Source organism: Niallia sp. Man26 (assembly GCF_022049065.2).
Taxonomy (GTDB): Bacteria; Bacillota; Bacilli; order Bacillales; family Cytobacillaceae; genus Niallia.
Window position 1 is genome coordinate 2277181 of record NZ_CP095743.1, and the last position, 21375, is coordinate 2298555.

The 21375-nt window shown below is 37.7% G+C and carries 19 protein-coding genes; 6 read left to right on the forward strand and 13 right to left on the reverse strand.

Translation table 11 applies throughout. The features are described 5' to 3' along the window. Positions 1–25: 25 nt before the first annotated feature. The 3 genes from licT to L8T27_RS11460 all read right to left on the reverse strand — a co-directional run bounded on the left by licT (position 26) and on the right by L8T27_RS11460 (position 4399). Complete coding sequence (gene licT, locus L8T27_RS11450; RefSeq protein ID WP_233313558.1) at positions 26–856, reverse strand: BglG family transcription antiterminator LicT; 831 nt, start codon at positions 854–856, stop codon at positions 26–28. Positions 857–983: 127 nt separating this feature from the next. Then, positions 984–2405 (reverse strand): 6-phospho-beta-glucosidase, encoded by a 1422-nt coding sequence (locus L8T27_RS11455; protein ID WP_245399873.1) that lies wholly within the window; start codon positions 2403–2405, stop codon positions 984–986. Between the two features lie 77 nt (positions 2406–2482). After that, positions 2483–4399, reverse strand: coding sequence for a beta-glucoside-specific PTS transporter subunit IIABC (locus L8T27_RS11460; RefSeq protein WP_237941590.1), 1917 nt, complete (start codon positions 4397–4399; stop codon positions 2483–2485). Between the two features lie 396 nt (positions 4400–4795). Here L8T27_RS11460 and L8T27_RS11465 point away from each other — a divergent pair, with 396 nt between their 5' ends. Both L8T27_RS11465 and L8T27_RS11470 read left to right on the forward strand, forming a co-directional pair. Next, on the forward strand, positions 4796–5485 hold the full coding sequence (locus tag L8T27_RS11465) for a DUF421 domain-containing protein (RefSeq protein WP_233313556.1): 690 nt from the start codon (positions 4796–4798) through the stop codon (positions 5483–5485). Positions 5486–5508: 23 nt separating this feature from the next. After that, the gene (locus L8T27_RS11470) at positions 5509–5937 is read left to right on the forward strand and encodes a hypothetical protein (protein WP_233313555.1); all 429 of its coding nucleotides are present in this window, start codon (positions 5509–5511) and stop codon (positions 5935–5937) included. A gap of 27 nt (positions 5938–5964) precedes the next feature. On the opposite strand, the gene L8T27_RS11475 is transcribed toward L8T27_RS11470, so the two are convergent. From L8T27_RS11475 to L8T27_RS11485, 3 genes are read right to left on the reverse strand one after another with little or no spacing between them, the layout of a single operon-like run. Then, on the reverse strand, positions 5965–6543 hold the full coding sequence (locus L8T27_RS11475) for a helix-turn-helix domain-containing protein (RefSeq protein ID WP_237941591.1): 579 nt from the start codon (positions 6541–6543) through the stop codon (positions 5965–5967). A gap of 22 nt (positions 6544–6565) precedes the next feature. After that, the gene (locus tag L8T27_RS11480; RefSeq protein WP_237941592.1) at positions 6566–8284 is read right to left on the reverse strand and encodes a methyl-accepting chemotaxis protein; all 1719 of its coding nucleotides are present in this window, start codon (positions 8282–8284) and stop codon (positions 6566–6568) included. Then, positions 8281–8805, reverse strand: a complete 525-nt coding sequence (locus L8T27_RS11485; protein WP_237941593.1) for a hypothetical protein — start codon at positions 8803–8805, stop codon at positions 8281–8283. The genes L8T27_RS11480 and L8T27_RS11485 overlap by 4 nt, the downstream gene beginning before the upstream one ends. Positions 8806–9519: 714 nt before the next feature. Between L8T27_RS11485 and L8T27_RS11490 the strand changes: the two genes are divergently transcribed. Next, positions 9520–10446 (forward strand): LysR family transcriptional regulator, encoded by a 927-nt coding sequence (locus tag L8T27_RS11490; protein WP_237941594.1) that lies wholly within the window; start codon positions 9520–9522, stop codon positions 10444–10446. Between the two features lie 43 nt (positions 10447–10489). Here the strand turns inward: L8T27_RS11490 and L8T27_RS11495 are convergent, their stop codons facing one another. Continuing rightward, positions 10490–11887 carry a PTS transporter subunit EIIC gene (locus L8T27_RS11495; RefSeq protein WP_237941595.1) on the reverse strand — a complete coding sequence of 466 codons (1398 nt, stop codon included), beginning with the start codon at positions 11885–11887 and terminating at the stop codon, positions 10490–10492. A 309-nt stretch (positions 11888–12196) separates the two neighbouring features. Here L8T27_RS11495 and L8T27_RS11500 point away from each other — a divergent pair, with 309 nt between their 5' ends. Together L8T27_RS11500 and L8T27_RS11505 are read left to right on the forward strand one after the other, a co-directional pair. Next, positions 12197–13396 (forward strand): enolase C-terminal domain-like protein, encoded by a 1200-nt coding sequence (locus L8T27_RS11500; RefSeq protein ID WP_233313549.1) that lies wholly within the window; start codon positions 12197–12199, stop codon positions 13394–13396. Positions 13397–13461: 65 nt separating this feature from the next. Next, entirely contained in the window at positions 13462–14181 is a 720-nt protein-coding gene (locus L8T27_RS11505) for a GntR family transcriptional regulator (RefSeq protein WP_233313548.1), read from the forward strand. 51 nt (positions 14182–14232) lie between these two features. Here the strand turns inward: L8T27_RS11505 and L8T27_RS11510 are convergent, their stop codons facing one another. Further along, the gene (locus L8T27_RS11510) at positions 14233–14847 is read right to left on the reverse strand and encodes a lysozyme family protein (RefSeq protein WP_282581393.1); all 615 of its coding nucleotides are present in this window, start codon (positions 14845–14847) and stop codon (positions 14233–14235) included. A gap of 340 nt (positions 14848–15187) precedes the next feature. Further along, a complete protein-coding gene (locus L8T27_RS11515; protein ID WP_233313547.1) occupies positions 15188–15724 on the reverse strand; it encodes a cysteine hydrolase family protein in 537 nt (178 codons plus the stop codon). A gap of 413 nt (positions 15725–16137) precedes the next feature. On the opposite strand from L8T27_RS11515, the gene L8T27_RS11520 reads away from it, so the two are divergent. Continuing rightward, complete coding sequence (locus L8T27_RS11520) at positions 16138–16725, forward strand: nitroreductase family protein (RefSeq protein ID WP_237941596.1); 588 nt, start codon at positions 16138–16140, stop codon at positions 16723–16725. A 52-nt stretch (positions 16726–16777) separates the two neighbouring features. Here the strand turns inward: L8T27_RS11520 and L8T27_RS11525 are convergent, their stop codons facing one another. From L8T27_RS11525 to L8T27_RS11540, 4 genes are all read right to left on the reverse strand, one after another. Then, on the reverse strand, positions 16778–17584 hold the full coding sequence (locus L8T27_RS11525; RefSeq protein WP_237941597.1) for a glycosyltransferase family 2 protein: 807 nt from the start codon (positions 17582–17584) through the stop codon (positions 16778–16780). 352 nt (positions 17585–17936) lie between these two features. Further along, positions 17937–18422: a GNAT family N-acetyltransferase gene (locus L8T27_RS11530; protein ID WP_233313544.1), complete on the reverse strand. Its 486-nt coding sequence runs from the start codon at positions 18420–18422 to the stop codon at positions 17937–17939. A 172-nt stretch (positions 18423–18594) separates the two neighbouring features. Continuing rightward, on the reverse strand, positions 18595–19584 hold the full coding sequence (locus L8T27_RS11535) for a ketoacyl-ACP synthase III (protein ID WP_237941598.1): 990 nt from the start codon (positions 19582–19584) through the stop codon (positions 18595–18597). Positions 19585–19832: 248 nt separating this feature from the next. Further along, entirely contained in the window at positions 19833–21311 is a 1479-nt protein-coding gene (locus tag L8T27_RS11540) for a sugar porter family MFS transporter (RefSeq protein ID WP_233313542.1), read from the reverse strand. Positions 21312–21375 lie beyond the last annotated feature (64 nt).

The window sequence follows — 21375 nt, forward strand, 5'->3', positions numbered from 1 at the left end:
AAGGCTAAAAAAAGCCTTCCTTTTGCTATCGACTAACTAGCCTTTGAACATGAATAGCTAAATACAGCTTTTCATTGTTTGTAATATCGTAGTCGAACTGTTTCTTTATATATTCTGAGATTTTTTCTGTACATTCAACACTTCCTGGATGTTTCTGTTTAAAAGCATCATATAAAAATGAATCATCATCCGCCAAGTATGTTTTACTGTACAGCCGTTGTGCAAAAAACTTCAAATGGGTGAGAAACCGGAAATAGTTCAGCGATTCTTCATCAAATTCCATTTTATAATGATATTTAACAATATTCATAATATCCTGAATGACCTTTGTTATGTTAGCAATATTAGGCATTTCCTCACTTAAACCAGCATTGACAATATGCATTGCAATAAAGCCAGCTTCATCTTCCGGCAAATCTACTCCCAGCTTTTGTTTTACGAGCTGCAAAGCTTCCTTACCAATTGTGAACTCATCTTTGTAAAATCGTTTGATTTCCCATAATAAAGCATTAGTAATGATATGTCCTTTTTCTATTCTATCAACAGCGAAGTGAATATGATCTGTTAAGGAAATATAAAAACTGTCAGTAAAGCTTCTGCCGAGCCTGTCTTTAGCAAGCTTAATGATTTCTTCTGTCACTTCCATATATTCAATGGGGACTTCATAAAGAAGGGTCTTGAACTTTTGCGATATATCTTTATTCTTCAGCTCAAAAATCTTTTCAATTTTTTCTTCATCCACGATATCTCCTGGCTTCTTTTGCCAAGCGAGCCCCTTTCCAATAATGATGAGCTCTTCCTGCTTGTCATCAAGTACACTAATGACATTATTATTAAATACTCTGGTTATTTTCATGTAACCACCTATTCGTTTAATATCGTATGTTTCTCTTTATTATAATAGAAAAAGTGATCTAAAAGGACTATTTTTCGAAAATTCAAAAGAAGGAAAGCAACCTTCTGCTTTCCTAAAATGCTGCTGATTATAGATTTTCACCGTTTGCAGCGATAACCTCTTTATACCAGTCAAAACTCTTTTTCCGTGATCTGGCAAGCGTGCCGTTTCCGTCATTATCCTTGTCCACATAAATATAGCCATAACGCTTTTTCATTTCTCCTGTTGATGCACTTACAAGGTCGATTGGTCCCCAGCTAGTATAGCCAAGCACTTCCACACCTTCATCTATTGCTTGAGACAGCTCTTTTAAATGCTGACTTAAATAATCGATGCGGTGGTCATCCGAAACTTCCCCATTATCTGTGGGTACATCAATAGCTCCTAAGCCATTTTCCACAACAAACAACGGTTTTTGGTAGCGGTCATATAATTGATTAGCTGTAATGCGGAAGCCTTTTGGATCAATTGTCCAGCCCCATTCTGATTTTTGGAGAAACGGATTTTCAATGGAACCGAACACATTTCCTGAAGTAGTCTTATTGATTTCCGGGTCTGTGCTTGTTGTTCTGCTCGCATAATAGCTGAAACCGATATAATCTACTGTATTGTTAAGCAGAATCTCTTCATCTTCTGCTTCCATTTCAATCGTAATATTATTGTCTTTAATGAATTTTTTCGCATAGCCTGGATATTTACCGCGGGACTGAATATCAATAAAGAAGAACGAATCACGGTCTTTCTCCATTGCGTCAAGAACATCGTCTGGGTTGCAGCTGTAAGGATATGTCTGTCCTGCAGCAAGCATACAGCCGATTTTTGCATCTGGAATAATGTCATGGCAAGCTTTCACAGCAAGTGCACTTGCCACAAGCTGATGATGTGCTGCCTGGTATTTCACCTGCAACTTATCCTCACCCTCTTTAAACACAAGGCCAGCTCCAACAAACGGCAAGTGAAGTAGCATGTTGATTTCATTAAAGGTCATCCAGTACTTTACTTTATCTTTATAGCGGTTGAACAAAGTTGTTGCATATTTTTCAAAGAACCCGACAAGCTTGCGGTTTCTCCAGCTGCCGTAATTCTCCACCAAGTTAACAGGTACATCGAAATGAGCGATTGTCACAACTGGTTCAATGCCATGCTTGTTCAACTCATCAAACAAATCATCATAAAATTTCAAGCCAGCCTCATTCGGTTCGGCATCGTCACCATTTGGGAAAATCCTTGCCCAAGAAATCGATAAACGCAATGCCTTGAAGCCCATTTCGGCAAATAAGGCAATATCCTCTTTATAACGGTTATAAAAGTCAATTGCTTCATGTGATGGATAGAACTCACCCTCAATTGGTTCATAAGAAGTCAGATTACCCATCATAATGTCAAATCTTTTTTGACCCGTCGGCAAAAGATCAACTGTTGTTAATCCCTTTCCATCAGCAAGATATGCTCCTTCAGCTTGGTTTGCAGCGATCGCGCCGCCCCATAAAAATCCTTTTTGAAATGCCAAAATACTTCTCCTCCTTCATATTTAACGCTGGTTAAGTAAGGAGCTGATTCCTTCCTTACTTAACCAGTCTTTTCCTTTTATTTTACATCTAGTTTCAATAACTCATCCACTGTAGTGACTTGTTTTTTATTCGTCAGCTCCATGTTGAAATCCTTGTAGTTCGTCACAACAACAGGAGTTGTTAACAGCTTGCCAGCTTTACGGATTTCTTCCATGTCAAACTCAATCAACAGCTGACCTTTCTCGACATATTCCCCTTGTACTGTATGTGCTCTGAAATGCTTTCCTTCAAACTGAACAGTATCCATTCCGATATGAATTAAAATGTCAGCACCAGAATCTGTTGTAATTCCTATTGCATGATTTGTCGGGAAAAGAGCTGAAACTGTACCAGATACTGGTGCATACAGCTTTCCTTCAGTCGGTTCAATTGCTAAGCCATGACCTAATACACCAGTTGAAAATGCTGCATCTTCTACTTCAGATAATGATTTCACTTCTCCGTTTAAAGGACTTGTAATTACTTCATGCTGTACAACCGCAGCTGCTACTTCATTAGAAGCTGCTTTCACTTCTGAATTTGAGCTGTTTTTCTGTTCTTTACCGATTCCGCCAAACAAGTATGTTAAAATGAAAGCAACTACGAATGCCACAACAATTGCGATTAATGCACCCCATAGATCCATACCAAGCCCATCAGGACTGATGTAAGTTGGTATTCCGAATATCCCAAGACCGCCAATAATGTAACCCTTTACATTAGCAAATCCTAGAACAGCTCCACCTGCAGCAGCACCAATACAGCTGATGATAAATGGTTTTTTCAATGGCAATGTAATACCATAAATAGCAGGCTCTGTTACACCGAATACGCCGGAAATAAATGCTGGAATGCTCAATGATTTCAATTTTTTATCTTTCGTTTTAATTAAGATGGCAAGAACTGCACCTATTTGTGCAAAGGATGCTGCAAATACTGTTGCAAGAATTGTATCGAAGCCCATTGTCGCCACATTGTTGATCGCAATTGGCACTAAGCCCCAGTGAAGACCGAAAATAACGATTACTTGCCATAGTCCGCCAAGCAAAATCCCTGCAATTAATGGACTTAAGTTATAAATGAATAATGAACCTGCACCGATCAAACTGCTTGCCCATGTTGCAATTGGGCCGATAACCATAAATGTTATTGGAATGACAATTAATAATGTTAATAATGGCACTACGAATGTTTTAATAACATCTGGAATAAAGGAACGAAGCCATTTTTCCACTTTTGCTGCAAAGAATGTAGACAAAATAATTGGTATAACCGATGATGAATAAGACATTAAAATCACTGGAATTCCTAAAAATGTTACATAAATTGGTGATTCAAACATGGTTCCTGCAAATACTGTGTAAAGCGGGTCACCTGTAGTTAGAGTTGAAAGGGTCGGATACACTAATGCGGCTCCGATTGCCATACCGATGAATGGTGTACCGCCGAACTTTTTGATTGCTGTATAACCTAAGAAGATTGGCAAGAAATAAAACAGAGCATCACCAGCTGCATTTAAAATTTGATACGTGCCGGATGTGTTTGTCAGCCAACCAAGTGCGACAAATAGTGCATTAAAGCCTTTGATCATCCCTGATGCAGCTAAAACGCCAAGGACTGGTGTAAAGATGCTTGAAATCATATCAATAAAGCGGCTGAATAGGGAACCTTTTGGTCCTTCCTCTTCATCAACTTGCTCTTGACCTTGAAATCCACCTACTGTGACTACAGCTTTGTATACATCTGGTACATGGTTTCCGATAACTACTTGATATTGCCCGCCGCTTTTCATCACTGTGACAACATCATCCATATTTTTTAGAACCTCTGTATTTGCCTTGCCTTCATCCTTCAGCTTAAAGCGAAGGCGTGTAATACAATGGACTACATTGGAAACGTTTTCTTTTCCACCCACATTAGCAATAATATCTTTTGCCAGCTGCTCATATTTCATTTTTGACCCTTCCTTCTTTTATCTATTTTTATATTTTGCCAAATAAAAAACCTGAGCCCACTAAATCACACTATTAACAGCGTGTTCTAGTCAGTTCAGGTTATGCCCACTTAAGGTAACATTCCATCTAGGAACTTTTATTAAGTTGTTATTTGATAGGTTAAATTTATCATGAGAACGATTACATGTCAACGCTTTCAATAAAAATATTTTTGTAACTTTACAGATTAGTTGCATTATTGAGAATAGATTTATTTGTATTATCATTTTTCAAGTTATTTTATGTATATTTTTAAAATTGGGTCGCAATCTATTTGTAGGGATAAATAGGCATATTTCTTGAGCATTCCTTGTATGCTGGACTTGATTAGAACATATTGAATAATAGGTGAGAACATGTTTAAGGATATAGCAATCGAATTGAGTGTCGGCTTCATTACACTGCTGCTTATGCTAAAAGTACTCGGTAAAATACAATTTTCCCAAATAACACCTTTCGATTTCATTACAGGAATGGTATTAGGAAATTTTGTAGGTGATTCGATATTCGATGAAAGAACAACTGTTTTGGAAATTATTTTTAGCATTTTGCTCTGGGGACTGCTTATTTACATAGTTGAGTTTTTAACACAGAAATCATTTGTTTTACGCAGCTTTTTTGAAGGCAAGCCGTCCATATTGATTAATAAAGGTCATATAGACTATAAAAAGTTAAAAAAAAATCATCTCGATCTCAATCAACTGCAGCATCTGTTAAGAAAACAAGGATATTTTTCTTTATATGAGGCGGAGTATGTCATCTTAGAGCAGGATGGTAATATAAGTGTGGCACCTAAGCATCGTTACGCCACACCCACAAAAGAGGATTTACATATTGATGAACAAAAAGTCCAGCTTTCTTATGCACTCATACTTGATGGAAAAGTGGACAAGCAAAATTTACAGGAGCTGGGCTTTGATGAAAACTGGCTTAAGCTGCAATTATCTCAGCTGCAAATAAAAGATTATAAAGAGGTCCTTTATGCAGAATGGCAGGAAGACAGCGGATTACAACTATCGAAATATGAATATTCATCAAGTACTTAATTTTATTTAGGAAGGTGATTATATTGAAAAAAATGTTCATGTTGCTGCTTTTAACAATACTCCTTTATAATGGTGACCTTGTGTCTGCAAAAACAGAAGAGAAATCTGAAAAAGTAGATGGGTATTTTACAGCGGAGGATATCTTATTTTCTATTATTGAACCAAAATTAATCAGAATCGTACATAATCAATACGACAAAGACATGATCGTTAATCCAGTTAAGGTTGAAGATGTTGCCATGATGCAAAAACAGATAGAAAAAGGCAAATATAACGGCTGGTTTGAGGTTAAGCTGTCCGTATTAGTTGGCGAACCTGATGGCGAAACGAATATGGACACCGTCATTTTAGAAATTGATGCACCTAATATTGGCGGAACAGCTCCTCGGCTCGAAAAAGATGGGGTAAGCGGCATTGAGATCAAGCTTGTTAAATATTATAAAGGAAACTAAAAAAGGGCTGCCTCGCTGGCAGCCCTTTTAACCACTTTTTCTAATGCCCTTAATTAGACGTGAATATCTCTTTTCTACACTAGATTCAGATCTGTTTAATAGCTTGCTAATCTGTTTATAGGTTAATCCCTTTTCAATCAGCACATGCAGCTTTTTTAGCTCGCTTGTTGTCCAATGACGGTAGCGGACACTTGTTCTCGCTGCTTTTATGTTGCCAGACACCCATTCAGGCAGGGTTGAAAAATCTTTTTTTGACAGCTTCGTAAAGTCAATTAAGCTTTTATTCTGTTCGGCCCATTCCCAAAAATTCTTCATTTTAATGAGAATAAATTGCTTTTTATATCTCGTTACCCTCGTAACTGTCTTAAGTCCATATGCTTCCCAGCTTACAACCGTTTTCGTCGTTACGCCAAGCTTGTCTGCGAGTTCTCTTGCCGTTAACATGCCTGTCTGCTTCCTTGTTGCACCAAGACCAAGGCGGCTCAGTTTGTTGGAAACTGCTCCTGGTGTCCGCCCGAGCTCTTTTGCAATTGCAGTCACTGACCTTTGTCCAACTAATGCTTGTAGAAGCTTAATTTCTTCCGCTCTCCATGGTTTTTTGCTCATACATTCTCACCAAACTTTAGTTTTAGATTTTAAATTGCTTAATAAGATTGTTTAATTCTTCTGCAAGCTGAGCCAGACTAGTGGAGGAAGAAGCAATTTCCTGCATGGATGCGAGCTGTTCTTCTGTCGCGGCAGTAACATTTTGCGTGCCAGTCGCAGTTGTATCCGCAAGTGATTTAACTTCATCAACAGATGTGTGCACTTGTTCGTTTGATGCAAGCAACTTATGGACTAGCTGCTTTTCTTCCTCTATTTGCGGCGTCACATCAGAAATAATTGTTTCAATATTAGTAAAATTAACACCAACTTCTTGAACGACCACTAAACCTTCTTGTACTTCCTTTGTAGCCTGATTGACCATGTACATTGTTGAATCTGTATCCTTTTGAATTTGGCTGACAAGCCTGGAGATTTGCTGCGCTGAAGCCGCGGATTCGTCTGCCAGCTTTTTTACTTCCTCGGCGACTACACCAAATCCCTTGCCAGACTCCCCTGCCCGTGCTGCTTCAATCGCAGCATTAAGCGCTAGAAGGTTCGTTTGGCCAGCAATACTAGTAATCACATCGTTAATATTGCCGATTTCCTTTGATCTTTCTGTAAATTCCTTGAACGATTCAGCCACAGAATGAACGGTATGATTAATTTGTGTCATTTGACCGCTGACTTTATTAATCACTTTTCTTCCATCAGCTGAAACCTCTGCAGCATTTTGGACGTTTTCTGTGATAACCTCTGTATTGGCAAGAACTTGCTTTGACATGACTGCATTATCGTCGATGATAACAGAAACATGATTCATATTGCTCGCTTGTACTCCGCTTGCTTCCGAGACATCTACAATTGTAGCGGTAATGAACTCACTCGCCTTCGTATTCTCCTCTGCGCTGGCACTTAATTGTTCTGCTGCCGCAGCCACCTGCTCAGACGTAACTTTTACCTTCATCATTATGTTATTTACATTTTGAATCATGTTATTAAATGACTTGCTTAAAAAGCCTAATTCATCCTTTGCCTCATACGTTCCTTTCACCGTGAAATCACCTTTTTCGACTTCTCCTAGAAGCTTGACAATTTCTCTAATCGGCACATTTATTGCTTTAACGATGAACAGACCAATCACAAAGCTGGTAATTGCTGATACGCTAATGGTGATGATGAGAAGGATGGTTACCTTTTTTTGCATATTTATGGAATCATGATATGCCTGTTCTGACTCTGCTTCTAATAAGCTGGTAATTTCGTGCAACAGACCGTTTACTTTCTTTCTAATTGATTCTGCCTCTTGTAAAAAAATAGCATAAGCTTCCTTGTTTTTATTTTTAACTGCCAGTTCTATAATCTTGTTATTTGTTTCAATTAAGTCCCCTCTTGCTTTCATATAATCAGCAAATAGAAGATTCACTTCTTTCGTATGATTATATTCGGTTGAAGGAAATTGTTTTGTTAACTGCTCCTGGTCTATTTTCAATAAATTTAAGTTATCTATATATTGTTCATTCAAGCTATCATCACTCGCAAGCATCAGCTTAAAAATTTCCATATTAATCATTAAGCTTTTAGTTTCCATATCGTGTATTAACTTAATCGGCCCAAGGTTTTCTTTAAAAATAATCTCAGAACTTTCTGATATCTTATTTATAGTGACAATACTGAATACTCCGAGTGCTATTAATGGCACAAAAAAAGTGACAAACAGTGTCAACAATTTGTTTTTAACTTTTATATTTTTGAAAATTTTCATTTTCCACACCTTCCATTATTATTCATACTATTAAAAATATTTCCTTCACTAATGGTCTGATAGTAATCTATCAAATTAATAATCGTAAACAGATTCTGATTGAATTCTATTGTTCCTTCGCAGAACGCTCCATAAGGCATGTCGAAAGCCGTTTTCTTAATACCATTTTCCTTTAAATACTCAATATAAATAGCATCGTCGATTACAAATGAAAGATATTGATCGCCAACATCATACACAACAAGTTTTGAAGAGGAAGATAAATCAGATTTCTTTTGGAACAAAAGTTCACTTGTATCAATGATTCCTGTAAACAGCTCTTCTGCTTCTTGATTAGGATTAATTGTTAATAGCGGCGTGTATTTAAGCTTGGTAAAACCAATAAACCTGGAAGAATCCTTTATCGTTCTATTAAAAAACTCAGAGTCTTGAATGGAATCTGTCAAACACAATGTTTTCATATTTTTCAGTGACAAGGCGAAAAAGTCCTCTCCTATAAGAGTCAATAAATAACCAGTCATTCGTAACCTCCTATAATTTTTAAAATAATGAATGAAAGCTTAATAATATCCTTTTCAAATGTCGGCTCCTAACTGCTTGGCCAGCAGATAAGCTTCATGTGTTTCCACACCTTCGTGAATGAAATAGATGGATATATACTGATAAATAGATAACGTTTTCAATAGTGTATGGATGCTTTTAGATAACTTGTTCTAAAAGTCACTCAAGACTTATTTGGGCTGCATAGCTGCATATAGTTCTGACTGACAGCAATAAATTGGTTGAAATTGATGTGTAATCATGGTGATTTGTTCTTCCAAGCAGTTCTTTTTCACCAACCGGTCTCCTGTCCTCCTTTAAGTTTGAATAGGTAAATGCAAGCACAACTTTTTACTAGTGCCTGCAAACTGAAGTCTAATATAGAAAAACCGAAGCGTAAATGTAAGAAAACTAAACACAGTGTAAAGAAAAACTTACTCTCAAAGCTAGTTTAGGAAGGAAAACAGAGGCTTAATGCTCTAACAAAGCCAATCATTAGTTTCTAGTTCTACTCTCAAATATTCCATCATCTTCTATATTTCTGTCAGTTATCTCTAACATGAAACTTCCCGTTCTAAAATTGAGACAACGAGAAAAAATTTTTTTAGTACTATTGAGATAGTGCAAATGTTATATATCCATCACTTCAGTAGTAAGCCTTAAATCCATTGTCTATTACAAGCAGGAGGACCAAGATGAATTTGGAACAAATTGATTATTTATTAGAAGTAGCAAAAGAAAAATCTATCCGTAAAGCAGCAGACAAATTGCATATAACCCCTTCGGCAATCAGCCAATCCATCCTTCAAATAGAGGCAACACTTGGAGTGACTATTTTTCGACGTTCTAATAAAGGAACCATTCCTACATCAGAAGGGAGTATTGTTTTAAAGCAGGCATTTGAGCTCCAGTGCAAATTTAAAGAGCTGTATGAGGGAGTAAAAGGCATTGCCCAAGGAAGCTTAAGTGTTCCATTGCGAATTGCCTTCACACCAACCTTTGGAAATGTAGGCTACAATGCCTTCATGGCTTTGAAGGCAGAACATAAAGAGCTGAAGGTTGAAATACAAGAGGGAATGCATGAGGAGATTATGGAAACAATTATTAAAAATAATGGCGCATTCGACATTGCCTTTATTGTAGAAAACAGAAATCTGTATGCTTATGATGACTTGTTCCATATAGAGCCCCTTTACAGCAGCTATGTCTGTGTTGCAGTTGGCAAAAACTCCTCCTTACAATCAAAGAAGTTTCTGACCACAGCTGATTTAACAAATGAAAGCATCGCTATATTTGAAACGGCAACACATCGAGAACTAGTGAAAAAGACAGGACTAGAAGACAATTCTGTGTTTGTAACATCCAATAACAGTTTCCTAATCAGAAAGGTTGTAAAAGATGGTCATGCTATTTGTGTACTTGACGATTTTTCCTTAATGAATCATCCAGACACACTGAATGGCGAAATTATCGTGTTGCCTTTTAGAAATCCACATTATATTTATCGCGAAATGTGGGCGGTATATCCTAAAGAAAGTGCTAAAAATGAGAATGTCATGAACTACTTAAACACAGTCAAAAACTTAATACGGCAAGGATGCCCATTAGAAGCATTAGGATGACATTTGTTAGGAGGGTCCATAATGGAGGCCCTCCTATCCCGCTTCATCCTTCTATTTTTATGGCAGCATTATCTCTTTGGACCACTCCATATGAATTCTTTTTAACTGTAATAAACGCAATAGTAAATGCAGTTCCGATGGCGAGGATAATGCCTATAATCGCGTATGGAAAATATGGACCAACATAGGCAACAAGGCTGACAATGCTTGAGAGAATATATCCATAAATTCTAACTCCCATTGCTGCAAAAAATGTTGCTGCAACAGTACTTCCAATTGTACAAGCAATAAATGCCTTACGGTTTTTTATCAGCACTCCGAACAAGGCCGGCTCTGTTATTCCTAAAATGGCAGAGATTGTCGCAGATAATATAATAGACTTTTCTGTCTTATTATTCGCTTTAAAAAACATCGCGAAGGTTGCTCCGGCTATGGCCATATTTGTCATAAACATCATTGGCATCAGCATATCATAGCCCTTATCTGCAAAGTTCTGCAAGGCAATCGGAGTAATGGCATGATGCACTCCGAACACAATTTCAATTGGTCTTGCTCCTCCCATTACAACCCCTGCTAATACTGGAGAGATGTCAAACAGCAGTTCTACCATATAAGCCAGCCCTTTTCCTACATAACTGCCCAGGGGACCTGATGCGATAAGTGTAAATGGAATAGTTAAAAATAATGTCAGTGTTGGTGTAAAAACTGTGCGCAAAACAGACGGCATAAACTTATCTACCCATCTATAAATATAACTTAACGCCCAAACAGAAAGAATAATAGGAATAACAGTGCCTGAGTAATTAATTACCGGAATAGGCAAGCCTATAAATTGAAATTGACTTACCTCGCCAAGCTTTGCTGCATCAAGCAAGGATGGGTACATAAAACCGCCTGCTACTGCTATAGCTAAGTATTGATTTGTTTTAAATATTTTGGCTGCAGATGCTGCTAAAAAGAACGGCAGAAAATAAAAGACACCGCTGGCAATTAAATCGAGAATGACTACTGTTTCGCTTTCCTTTGGCAATATATTGAGTGCCAGTAAGCCTGCCAAAATTCCTTTAATCATACCTGCACCTGCTATAGCAGGAACAATAGGTCCAAAAACACCAGAAACTACGTCCAGCAGTCTCCCGAATAAGCCTTTTTGCGTTTTATCTTCCTTCAATTGGCTCCCTTCATCATTCTCATTCATCTCCAGTTCCTCCATTAAAGAAGAATAGTAGGATTGTACATTTGTTCCGATTATGACTTGATACTGATCACTCTTTAATTGCTCTCCGATTACTCCGTCTATCTTTTTCATATTTTCATGATCTATCATAGACTGGTCTATTAAATCAAAGCGAAGTCTCGTCATACAATGCCAGGCCTTCTTTATATTTTCTTTTCCGCCAACATAGGCTATGATTTTTTTAACAGCTTCTTTTTCCTTCATATTCAGCATCCTTTCATAATTCAGGTAACGAACAAAGTAAAACTTGCTAAATGGAGCCTTGATTTGACAAGCAAATAATAGCACAGCATCAGCATTTATGAAAACGGTTTAAAAATAACCAAAAAAAGAGAGAATCCCTTTATTCACTTGGGTTTCAACCTTCCTGTCTCCGCAAATTGGTATGGTAAATGAACTTATACTGATTACTTACCTGACCAAATTGACTTCTAGATTGGCTCTGTGCTTAAATGAAATCACTAAATGACTTGATTTGACACGAATGAAATGAAGAGAGAAGGAGATTAATAGTTGGAACCGACAATCATTACTGACATTGCATCATTTGTCACTAACCCGCATCGCCATAATCTTATTGTGGTGAAAGTAGTAACAAATAAAGGAATTTATGGATATGGATGTGCGACTTTTCAACAGCGCCCATTAGCAGTTCAAACAATTATTGAGGAATATTTAAAACCATTGCTCCTTGGCCGGGATGCCAATCATATTGAAGACATTTGGCAAGTAATGATGGTCAATGCGTATTGGCGCAACGGACCTGTCATCAATAATGCGATTGCAGGTATTGATATGGCGTTATGGGATATTAAAGGAAAGCTTGCTAATATGCCACTTTATCAGTTATTTGGAGGTAAGTCTAAGGATGCCATTGCTGCCTACACACATGCGGACGGCCTTACGATAGAAGCGCTATTCAGTGAAGTCGACAAGCTGATTGAAAAAGGCTATCGTCATATTCGCTGCCAGCTCGGCAAATATGGCGGGAAGAACCATAAGATGCATTTGCCTACGCAAATTAGCGGAGGGGAATTTTTTGATCAGGACATCTATCGCAGGGATGTTGTCGCAATGTTTAGCGCCTTGCGGGAAAAATACGGATTCTCCATTCATTTCCTGCACGATGTGCATGAAAGGCTTTTTCCTAATGATGCCCTGCAGCTTGCGAAGGACTTAGAGGCATATAAACCTTACTTCCTGGAGGATATCCTTCCGCCTGATCAAAATGAATGGCTTGCACGATTGAGAAGTCAATGCAGCACTCCGATTGCCACAGGAGAATTGTTCAACAACCCACTTGAGTGGCGCAATCTGATTGTCAACAGACACATCGATTTTATCCGTTGTCATGTCTCCCAAATTGGTGGCATCACACCTGCATTAAAGCTTGCTGCCTTATGCGAAAATTTTGGTGTGCGAATAGCTTGGCATGGACCTTCGGATATGACTCCAATAGGTGTTGCTGTTAATACACACTTAAATATTCATTTACATAATGCGGCGATCCAGGAAGTACAGGAACCTGATGAAGAAACGAAAAAAATGTTCCCAGGAAATGTTGAAGTAGTGGATGGCTATATCTATCCTATCGAGAGAAATGGGATTGGCGTTGAATTTAATGAGGATTTGGCACGCAAATATCCTGTCATCTACCGTAAGCATGAGTGGACAGAATCACGTATTCCAAACGGCAGCATTCACACACCGTAACAGCTACATCTATTGCTTAGCCTCCTGCATGAATATGAGGAAACTAATCTTATCATAGAGGTATAATGATGAAAAAACGAGATTTCATTGCAGAAGATATTCTTAGTAAAATATATCAAAATAAATACAAGGCTGGACAAAAGCTCCCTACAGAACGGGAGCTTTCTAGTATATATGCTGTTTCAAGATATACCATTAGAGAAGCGTTAAAAAAACTTGTCAATATTGGGTGTGTATCCATTATTCAAGGTTCCGGTATCTTTGTTTCAGACACTAAATATAAAAGCCCCTTGATTTATAATTCATTAACTGAAAAAAAGTTCAACGAAATCACTTCTGAAATAATCTATTTCAAAAAAATTAAGCCTAATCAAGAATTAGAAAAGATATTTGATTTGCGCCAATTGCCTCATGCACGATTATGGGAATATAAACGAGTCAGGATTGTCGACTATCAAAAAATGCAGATTGAAACGTCGGTTCTTCCTTTTACCTATTTTCCAGATCTTAATGAAGAAAAGATAAAAAGCTCTGTTCATGATTATGTTCAGCAATGCGGTTATCACATATCCCACTTTATCACAACATATCATGCGATCAATATTACGAAAGAAGATGCAGAACTGCTTAACTGTAAAAAAGGAAGCGCAGCTATGCGGATTATTAATAGAGGAATTTTAGAAAATGGTAAAGTGTTTGAATACAGTGAAATCATTAATTTGGATTACTCTGTATCTTATTTCACTCCGTTCAACAAACACAGTCATGAATATAGAAAAAATTAAAAAGACCAGGTGCAATTTATGCCACTGGTCTGTATTTTCTTATTCCATAGTTTAAGAGTGATGCTCTACAATCTTATTCATATCTTCAAGCTTTGCCGTAACCTTCCCGGCATATGTATAATCACCGTAGCAATAAGGGTACCGGAAGTTTAGTTTATCGTTATTGCAAGTATACAGCTCAGGCGATTTTTCTACCATGTATTCAGAGTAGGATTTGGCTATTTCCTCACTGTGATTTGTCTCCTTGCTGACAACGTAATCAATATAGCCTGGTCCCATATTATAACTTTGAATAATCGTATCAATGTCTACCCCGTTTGCCTCTCCATATTTGTACATTTCAGAAAAATGGAAGACTCCTTGTTTAATACTTTCAGTCGGATCGGTGATTTCATTTCGGCTCAGGCCCGCAGATTCTGATGACTGCATCGGGTCAGTGCCTTTCCCATGACTTTCCTGATCCATAATCGCAAGCAAAACAGGTGCAAACTCATCAGGTTCGAGGTCATTTCTTTCTAATTCATTGATGATATCAGGCAAATAATTCACTAATCTAGTTTGTTCCGTATGTTTAATGGTTTTAGCGGTCACTAAGTATCCAATATACACAATCATTATTAACAGAATAAGAATCGGCAGCTTCCTTACTTTTCTTCTTTTCTTCAATTTAACCCCTCATTAAAGCAATATAATAATTTTTCGTCGTTATTTACGTTTTCCATTATACAGGATATAAGCAGAAATTTCTTTCTTCAACAGAAAGGTCAGAATATTTTTACCTTTTCGTTCTTCTGAGAGGAGATTATTAAAAAAGGAGATTGATTGGAGCGTAAAGGAAAGACTGCTACTTAGGATGAATGGGACAGGCAAGAGCCTAACACAAATCTCTTCGGTACATATTATCCTTTGCAGATCCTTGAAGAATAAAAAAGAGCAGCTATCCTTTAAGTTACATGGTGTAGAGTGAGAAAGCTGCTTTTACTAGGCTGTACTATTAAACTAACAATCATCTTCTTGCTAATAGTTCGACTGCTTCTTTCACTGGAACAACTTTCGCAAACCGCTTATTCCAAATTTTGTAGTTATAAAATTGATAGGTTTTTTCCCCTGATAAAAACTCATTATCATATGTACTGTTCGTTTCTTCTGGTATGATTACTTCGAATCCTAGCTCGAAAGCGCTTTTGCAGGTCGAATCAATACAATATTCTGTTTGCAGGCCAACTAAAACAATCGTGCTCGTTTCATTGTCTTGTAAATACTGTGTCAATCCGGTTTTTAGAAAAGCACTATTATAACGTTTTCCAAATCTCTTCTCATTATTTATGGGAGCAATGGCAGAAAAGACTCTCCACCCATCTGTGTTTCGTTCAAGTTCCTCGCCTGGATCGTCTTCATGCTGCACATAGATTACTTCTTGATTATTATCCCTTGCAGCACTTATCAGCAGCTTTATATTCTCCACCAATTTTTGCTCATTATATGGATGTTCTGCCATCAATGCCTCTTGAACGTCAACTACCAGCAAGACTGTTTTGCCCATTGTATTCCCTCTCCTTTAACACGATAATAAGCTTTATTTGATAAATAAGGATAAATTTGAAAGGTTTGCTGCTTATACGCACCAAACCTTTTTTAAGTTCCATATGAGATTAACGTTTCGCTTTTTTGTATCTATATGTTAAAAATTTGTATAATCCATAAACTAAAGCAAGCAGCACTAGTAAGTTTAATAGCTGCCAAGCACCAGTTAAAAATGACATAGTTTTCCTCCGACAATTTCCTCGCAGATAATCTTACCATGTTTTTCAATTTGTTAATAGGGGCTATGGAAGAATTTCTTCCTAGATTATCTAGTTCTTGCGGAATGATTTCTGATAATTACAACAGATTACTTCTTATTAAACTTTTTATATGGTATATTTTAGCTATTAAAATTAGCTAGGAGGAATAGGAATGACAGTAAACGATTTTCGCAAGCCTGATTTTGAGATATCTCCCCAATTTATTAATCGCTGGTCGCCGAGGTCTTTTGTAGAGAAGGACATTTCCGAAGAGGTTTTATTCAGTGTCTTTGAAGCAGCACGTTGGGCTCCTTCAGCTTCAAATATGCAGCCTTGGAGATTTGTTATTGCTCGTACACAGGAAGATTTAGAAAAGTTTCATTCCTTTATTGTGCCAGGAAATCTTACTTGGGCCAAGCATGCTTCTGCTTTAGCTGTTATTATTTCAGAAACAAAGACGGAAAGAGGAGAAAATGCGTGGCATGCATTTGACGCTGGTACTGCATGGAGTCATCTTGCGCTAGAAGCTGCCAATAAAGGCTTGGTTACCCATGCTATGGGCGGCTTTGATAAAGAAAAAGCTCGTCAAGTTTTGAATGTGCCAGAGGAGTATGCACTTCATGCAGTAATTGCAATCGGCTTTCAAGGCGAAAAAGATGCCTTGCCGGAAAATTTGCAAGAACGGGAAATACCAAGTGGCAGACGCCCATTAAAAGAATCTCTTTTCGAGGGAACCTTTGGTAAAGAAGCTCTTAAATAACGACTAAATACATAAGAAAAGGGAAGATAGAGCAATATTCCCTTTTCTTCCTTTAAGCATTATCATCCGCATTTTCTTGTGTCGGTTCTAACCCATCCAAAATCATATAGCCTTCTTCATATTTAAAAATTGGCCTATAAACATCTCCCCAGCTTTTTAATGTTTCTTCAATGAGCATACGCAAGGAAGAAGCCGTTTCGTCTTTCTCGTTCGTATTATTCGTTTTATGTCTGCGATGATAAAGCATAAGCTCGTCAATCCAATAAAAACGGTGTGAGACAATAAGCTTTAGCAATATTCTAATATCCTCGACATACCTTCCGCCATATGGATCATCTACAGGCCAGCCGCCGACCTCTCTTACTGCAGAGGTTCTGTAGCATCTTGGCCATATAGACGTGTTTGCAAGTAAAAAATCATATGGATTAGTATAATGTCTGCCTTGTTTGATTCGCGACATATAAACCTGTCCATTTTCATCTTCAAAGCTAATATTGATATTGCCGCTGATCACAGCAACATCTTCCGGCTGCTGTTTCGCTTCATTAGCCATGCTTTGCAATGTGTTCGGATAAAGCCAATCATCAGGATCGAGCTGTACAAAAAAAGGTGTATCTATATGGCTCAGCCCTGTATTCAAGCTAGCCGATTGCCCTAAATTCTCTGGATGTCTTACATATGAAATTCTAGGATCGACAAGAAACTGTTTTACTAACTCTGGACTTTCATCGGTAGAACCATCATCAACCAACAAGATTTTCCAAGAGAAATAAGGCTGTGCGTAGATGCTGCTGATTGCATCAAGTATATATCTCCCGGGGTTATAAAACGGAATCAGGACTGTAATAATATTATCCATCTTTATTCCCTCCAACCTTTCATATTAAATACATATTTATTCTATGAGAGGAAGTATAAAAATGTATGTTCAAACATCTTCCTTTCGCAATTTTGGCATTCGCGTAGTAGATTTCAATATTTATATGTCTATTTAATATAAGCAAAAGGCCTTTTACTTTAAAAGAAAAGACCTACTTAAAACCTATTCTGTTATATGTACTATAAAAATATAAATATTTAATTCTTATAATTAAATGTCCATATTGTTTATAAGGTATTAATAATGAGCTTCAATCGCTAAAATCCCTTCAGTATTAAAAGTATTTTATGCAAATCAATAAGGAATATTTCTTTGCACTATCCATCCTTGTCTATATTTTATAAATGAGGTTATACCAAGCTGTCCCTGCATGCTGGGACTCTGATAGACCATGGTTTTTAAATCCTAATTTCTCATAAAAAGGAATCAATTCTTCCTTGCACGTTAATGTAATTCCTAGTCTGTTATTTTTAATTACAAGCTCTTTTAATTTGTTCATCAAAAGCAGGGCAACCCCTTTGTAACGGGCCTCTTTTGCTACCGCTAATCCAAGAATACTTTGAAATCCGCCTGCAGACGGATTTTGCTGAATACTTTCAAACAGATCATCTGTTATATATGGATAAGGAATGATTGGACCATTAATATAGCCAATGATTTTCCCCTCTTTTTCCGCAACAAGAAACGTATCCTTTATTAAAGCAATTCTTTCTAAAAAGGCTTCCTTTGTTGCTGCTTCTTCTTTTGTAAACCCTTCATTTTCAATGGTTAGCAATCTTTCCAAATCCGTTTCTTTCACATTCCTTATTTGAATCATTTTTCCTATCAACCTTCCGTTTATCTATTATCCGTTCAAGCTTATTATGTATTTTTTCTAGTAACATACCTTCTAACAATTATTCTATTTTTCCACCTACTTCTTGTAAAGAGAGAATTACTTCTTACATAAAAAAACAGGAAAAAGCCTGTTAACTCTTTCCTGACATCATTCAATATGAAGGTAAATTCCATTTGATAATAAGACCTAGATGTGTGAGTCCCCCTCCGAAACCATACAAAAGCAGGCTGTCTCCCTCTTTAATTTTTTGGTCATATAATCCTAGTTGAATCGCCAGTGGGATAGAACTGGAGGATGTATTCCCATATGGTACCATGCTTGTTAAAGTCTTTTCGATTGCCGCACCTGATTTATCACAAATAGACTCAATCATTCGCAGATTCGCACTATGGGGAACGAACCAATCCAGTTCCTCTATCGTCATATCTGCCTTTTTTAAAAGCTCTGCCATTGCTCCAGGCACCGTTCTTGTCGCCCATTTATAAACCTCGCGGCCATTTTGAACCATCTTCCCGTTTGTCTTTAAAGGCTCACCATTCATTTGCTCCGACATGGCAGTTCGGTACACATGAATTCCTCCCTCTCCGTTTGTACCCATATGGGATGCCAGAAAGCTAGGATTTTCCTCATCATATTCAACGAGCATGGCACCAGCACCGTCTCCAAATAAAATACATGTCGTCCGATCTGTATAATCAGTCACCTTAGACAGCGTTTCTGCAGCTACGACGAGCACTTTTCGATGCATTCCTGAAGTAATCAGACTATTCGCGAGATGCAAGCCATATGTGAAGCCCGCACATGCAGCACTTAAATCGAATACTCCAGTAGAGCTCATGTGAAAATGTTTTTGAATTTGGGCAGCTACACTTGGGAAGCTGAAATCAGCTGTAGTTGTCGCAACAATAATAAAGTCTACGTCTTCAAGTGACTTTTTTGAGTTTGCAGCCAAATGTTCAATCGCCTTGATTGCTAATGTGGAAGAAAACTCGTCTTCTGCTGCTATCCTTCTTTCTTTTATGCCGGTTCTTTGCACAATCCATTCGTCATTTGTCTCTACCATTTGGGCCAAATCATCATTTGTCAGCCTTTTATCAGGCACGTATGTCCCGATTGCCGTTATTCTTGCTTTAGATATCATGATTGTCTCTCCCTTTGTTAATTTATAACCAGTTTATATATCCAACTATTAGTATCAGGTACTAAATTTATAATATTATTTTCTCGCTTCATTTGTCAACATACTAGTATTGGAAAAGGCACTGTCCTTTAAATAAGAAAAAGCTATTTTATATAAAATGTTTAAAGCCTTGCATCTGCGACTCAGCTCTTCAAAAACGGGCCATTACCATAAAAAAGACGCTCCTCTAAATAGGAACGTCTTCATTCTTATCCTTGTTTTGCTGCAAGTTTTTTCTTGGAACTGCGGAAGGCATGCTCAATTTCTTCAAGTGAGCGTCCTTTCGTTTCAGGAACAAATCGTTTTATAAAAATTAGACTCAATATTCCTAATCCTACAAACAGGAAGAAGGTAGTCGATAATCCGAATGCATCAAATAAAACAGGGAATAGCAATCCTACAAGGAAATTCATCATAAACAGACAGAATATTGATATTCCCATCGCTAACCCGCGCATATGAAGGGGAAAGATTTCAGATTGCATCAACCATGTGACAGGTGAAACGGCACCTTGCTGGAATGCTAAAAATAACACCGTCAAACTGAGAATAATAAATGGCAGCATGGCAGATCCTTTCATTACAATCGAAATGATACCGATAAGCAGCAGAGATGTGCTTGTCCCTGCCATGCCGACAAATAGCATTGGGCGTCTGCCCACCTTGTCAAGCAAGGCTATTCCTACGAAAGTCGCCAATACGGAAATGACTCCATTGGCAATATTGCCGATAAGGGCAGCTTCCGTTGAAAATCCTGCATCCTTTAATATTTCTGTTCCATAATACATAATGGAGTTTACTCCTGTTAACTGCTGTATCATGGCGATTCCAATTCCTATAAGTATAATTCTGCGAACATGCGGAAGTTTTAAATCCTTAAAAGTAGCTTTTTTAAGCTTTCCTTCTTCTTTGATTGTATTTTCAATTTCCTTCAGCTCTCTTCGTGCTTGAACTCTTTCTCTTATCTTTTCAAGCACTGCCTGTGCTCCTTTTATATTACCTTTCGAAGCTAACCAGCGCGGACTTTCCGGAACGATTAGCATTCCTATCCACAACAGCACTGCTGGAAGTGTTGCGATAACTAACATATATCTCCAAACATTACCCATTTCTCCGAAAGAATTTGCAAGGATTGCATTAAATATGTAAGCGAGCAGTTGCCCTGTAACAATCATTAATTCATTTTGTGTAACAAGTCTTCCCCTTTTCTCTGCAGGAGCCATTTCTGCTAGGAAAGCAGGAACTGTCACCGATGTAGCTCCGACGGCAAGACCTAAAACAAATCTGCTTAACACCATGATTTCCATATTAGGTGCAAATGTACAGCCTATTGTTGCGATAAGAAATATAAATGCGACGCTGATGATTGTTTTCCGTCTTCCCTTCCTGTCAGCCAGCCTGCCTCCGAAAATAGCACCAAAAGCTGCCCCGAACAAAAGAGAACTAGTGACTAGCCCTTGTGTAAAAGGAGTCAAATTCAACTGGTCTTCTCTTGACATATAGGGAAGAGCACCATTTACTACGCCGGTGTCATAACCATATAAAAGACCTCCAAAAGTTGAAATGAATGTAATGAGTTTTAAGTATGCCTTTTGTGAAAGCTTCTGTTTTTTCTGCACATTTCCTGTCTTACTTGTGCGGTCTGTAGAAGATGTTCTCACAAAACCAGGTTCTTCGCTTGTTTTCATGTACTACTATCTCCCTTATAAGAAAAAATTGTGAGTTATACTTCCATTATTCTAAGAAGTGTAT

Excerpts from the sequence above, each read along its gene's own strand:
- L8T27_RS11495 (WP_237941595.1), bottom strand. The coding sequence starts at position 11,887 with ATGAAGGAAAAAGAAGCTGTTAAAAAAATCATAGCCTATGTTGGCGGA.
- L8T27_RS11515 (WP_233313547.1), bottom strand. The coding sequence starts at position 15,724 with ATGGGCAAAACAGTCTTGCTGGTAGTTGACGTTCAAGAGGCATTGATG.
- L8T27_RS11525 (WP_237941597.1), bottom strand. The coding sequence starts at position 17,584 with ATGGATAATATTATTACAGTCCTGATTCCGTTTTATAACCCCGGGAGA.
- L8T27_RS11535 (WP_237941598.1), bottom strand. The coding sequence starts at position 19,584 with ATGATATCTAAAGCAAGAATAACGGCAATCGGGACATACGTGCCTGAT.
- L8T27_RS11465 (WP_233313556.1), top strand. The coding sequence starts at position 4,796 with ATGTTTAAGGATATAGCAATCGAATTGAGTGTCGGCTTCATTACACTG.
- L8T27_RS11490 (WP_237941594.1), top strand. The coding sequence starts at position 9,520 with ATGAATTTGGAACAAATTGATTATTTATTAGAAGTAGCAAAAGAAAAA.
- licT (WP_233313558.1), bottom strand. The coding sequence starts at position 856 with ATGAAAATAACCAGAGTATTTAATAATAATGTCATTAGTGTACTTGAT.
- L8T27_RS11475 (WP_237941591.1), bottom strand. The coding sequence starts at position 6,543 with ATGAGCAAAAAACCATGGAGAGCGGAAGAAATTAAGCTTCTACAAGCA.
- L8T27_RS11505 (WP_233313548.1), top strand. The coding sequence starts at position 13,462 with ATGATGAAAAAACGAGATTTCATTGCAGAAGATATTCTTAGTAAAATA.
- L8T27_RS11530 (WP_233313544.1), bottom strand. The coding sequence starts at position 18,422 with ATGATTCAAATAAGGAATGTGAAAGAAACGGATTTGGAAAGATTGCTA.
- L8T27_RS11540 (WP_233313542.1), bottom strand. The coding sequence starts at position 21,311 with ATGAAAACAAGCGAAGAACCTGGTTTTGTGAGAACATCTTCTACAGAC.
- L8T27_RS11485 (WP_237941593.1), bottom strand. The coding sequence starts at position 8,805 with ATGACTGGTTATTTATTGACTCTTATAGGAGAGGACTTTTTCGCCTTG.
- L8T27_RS11460 (WP_237941590.1), bottom strand. The coding sequence starts at position 4,399 with ATGAAATATGAGCAGCTGGCAAAAGATATTATTGCTAATGTGGGTGGA.
- L8T27_RS11520 (WP_237941596.1), top strand. The coding sequence starts at position 16,138 with ATGACAGTAAACGATTTTCGCAAGCCTGATTTTGAGATATCTCCCCAA.
- L8T27_RS11480 (WP_237941592.1), bottom strand. The coding sequence starts at position 8,284 with ATGAAAATTTTCAAAAATATAAAAGTTAAAAACAAATTGTTGACACTG.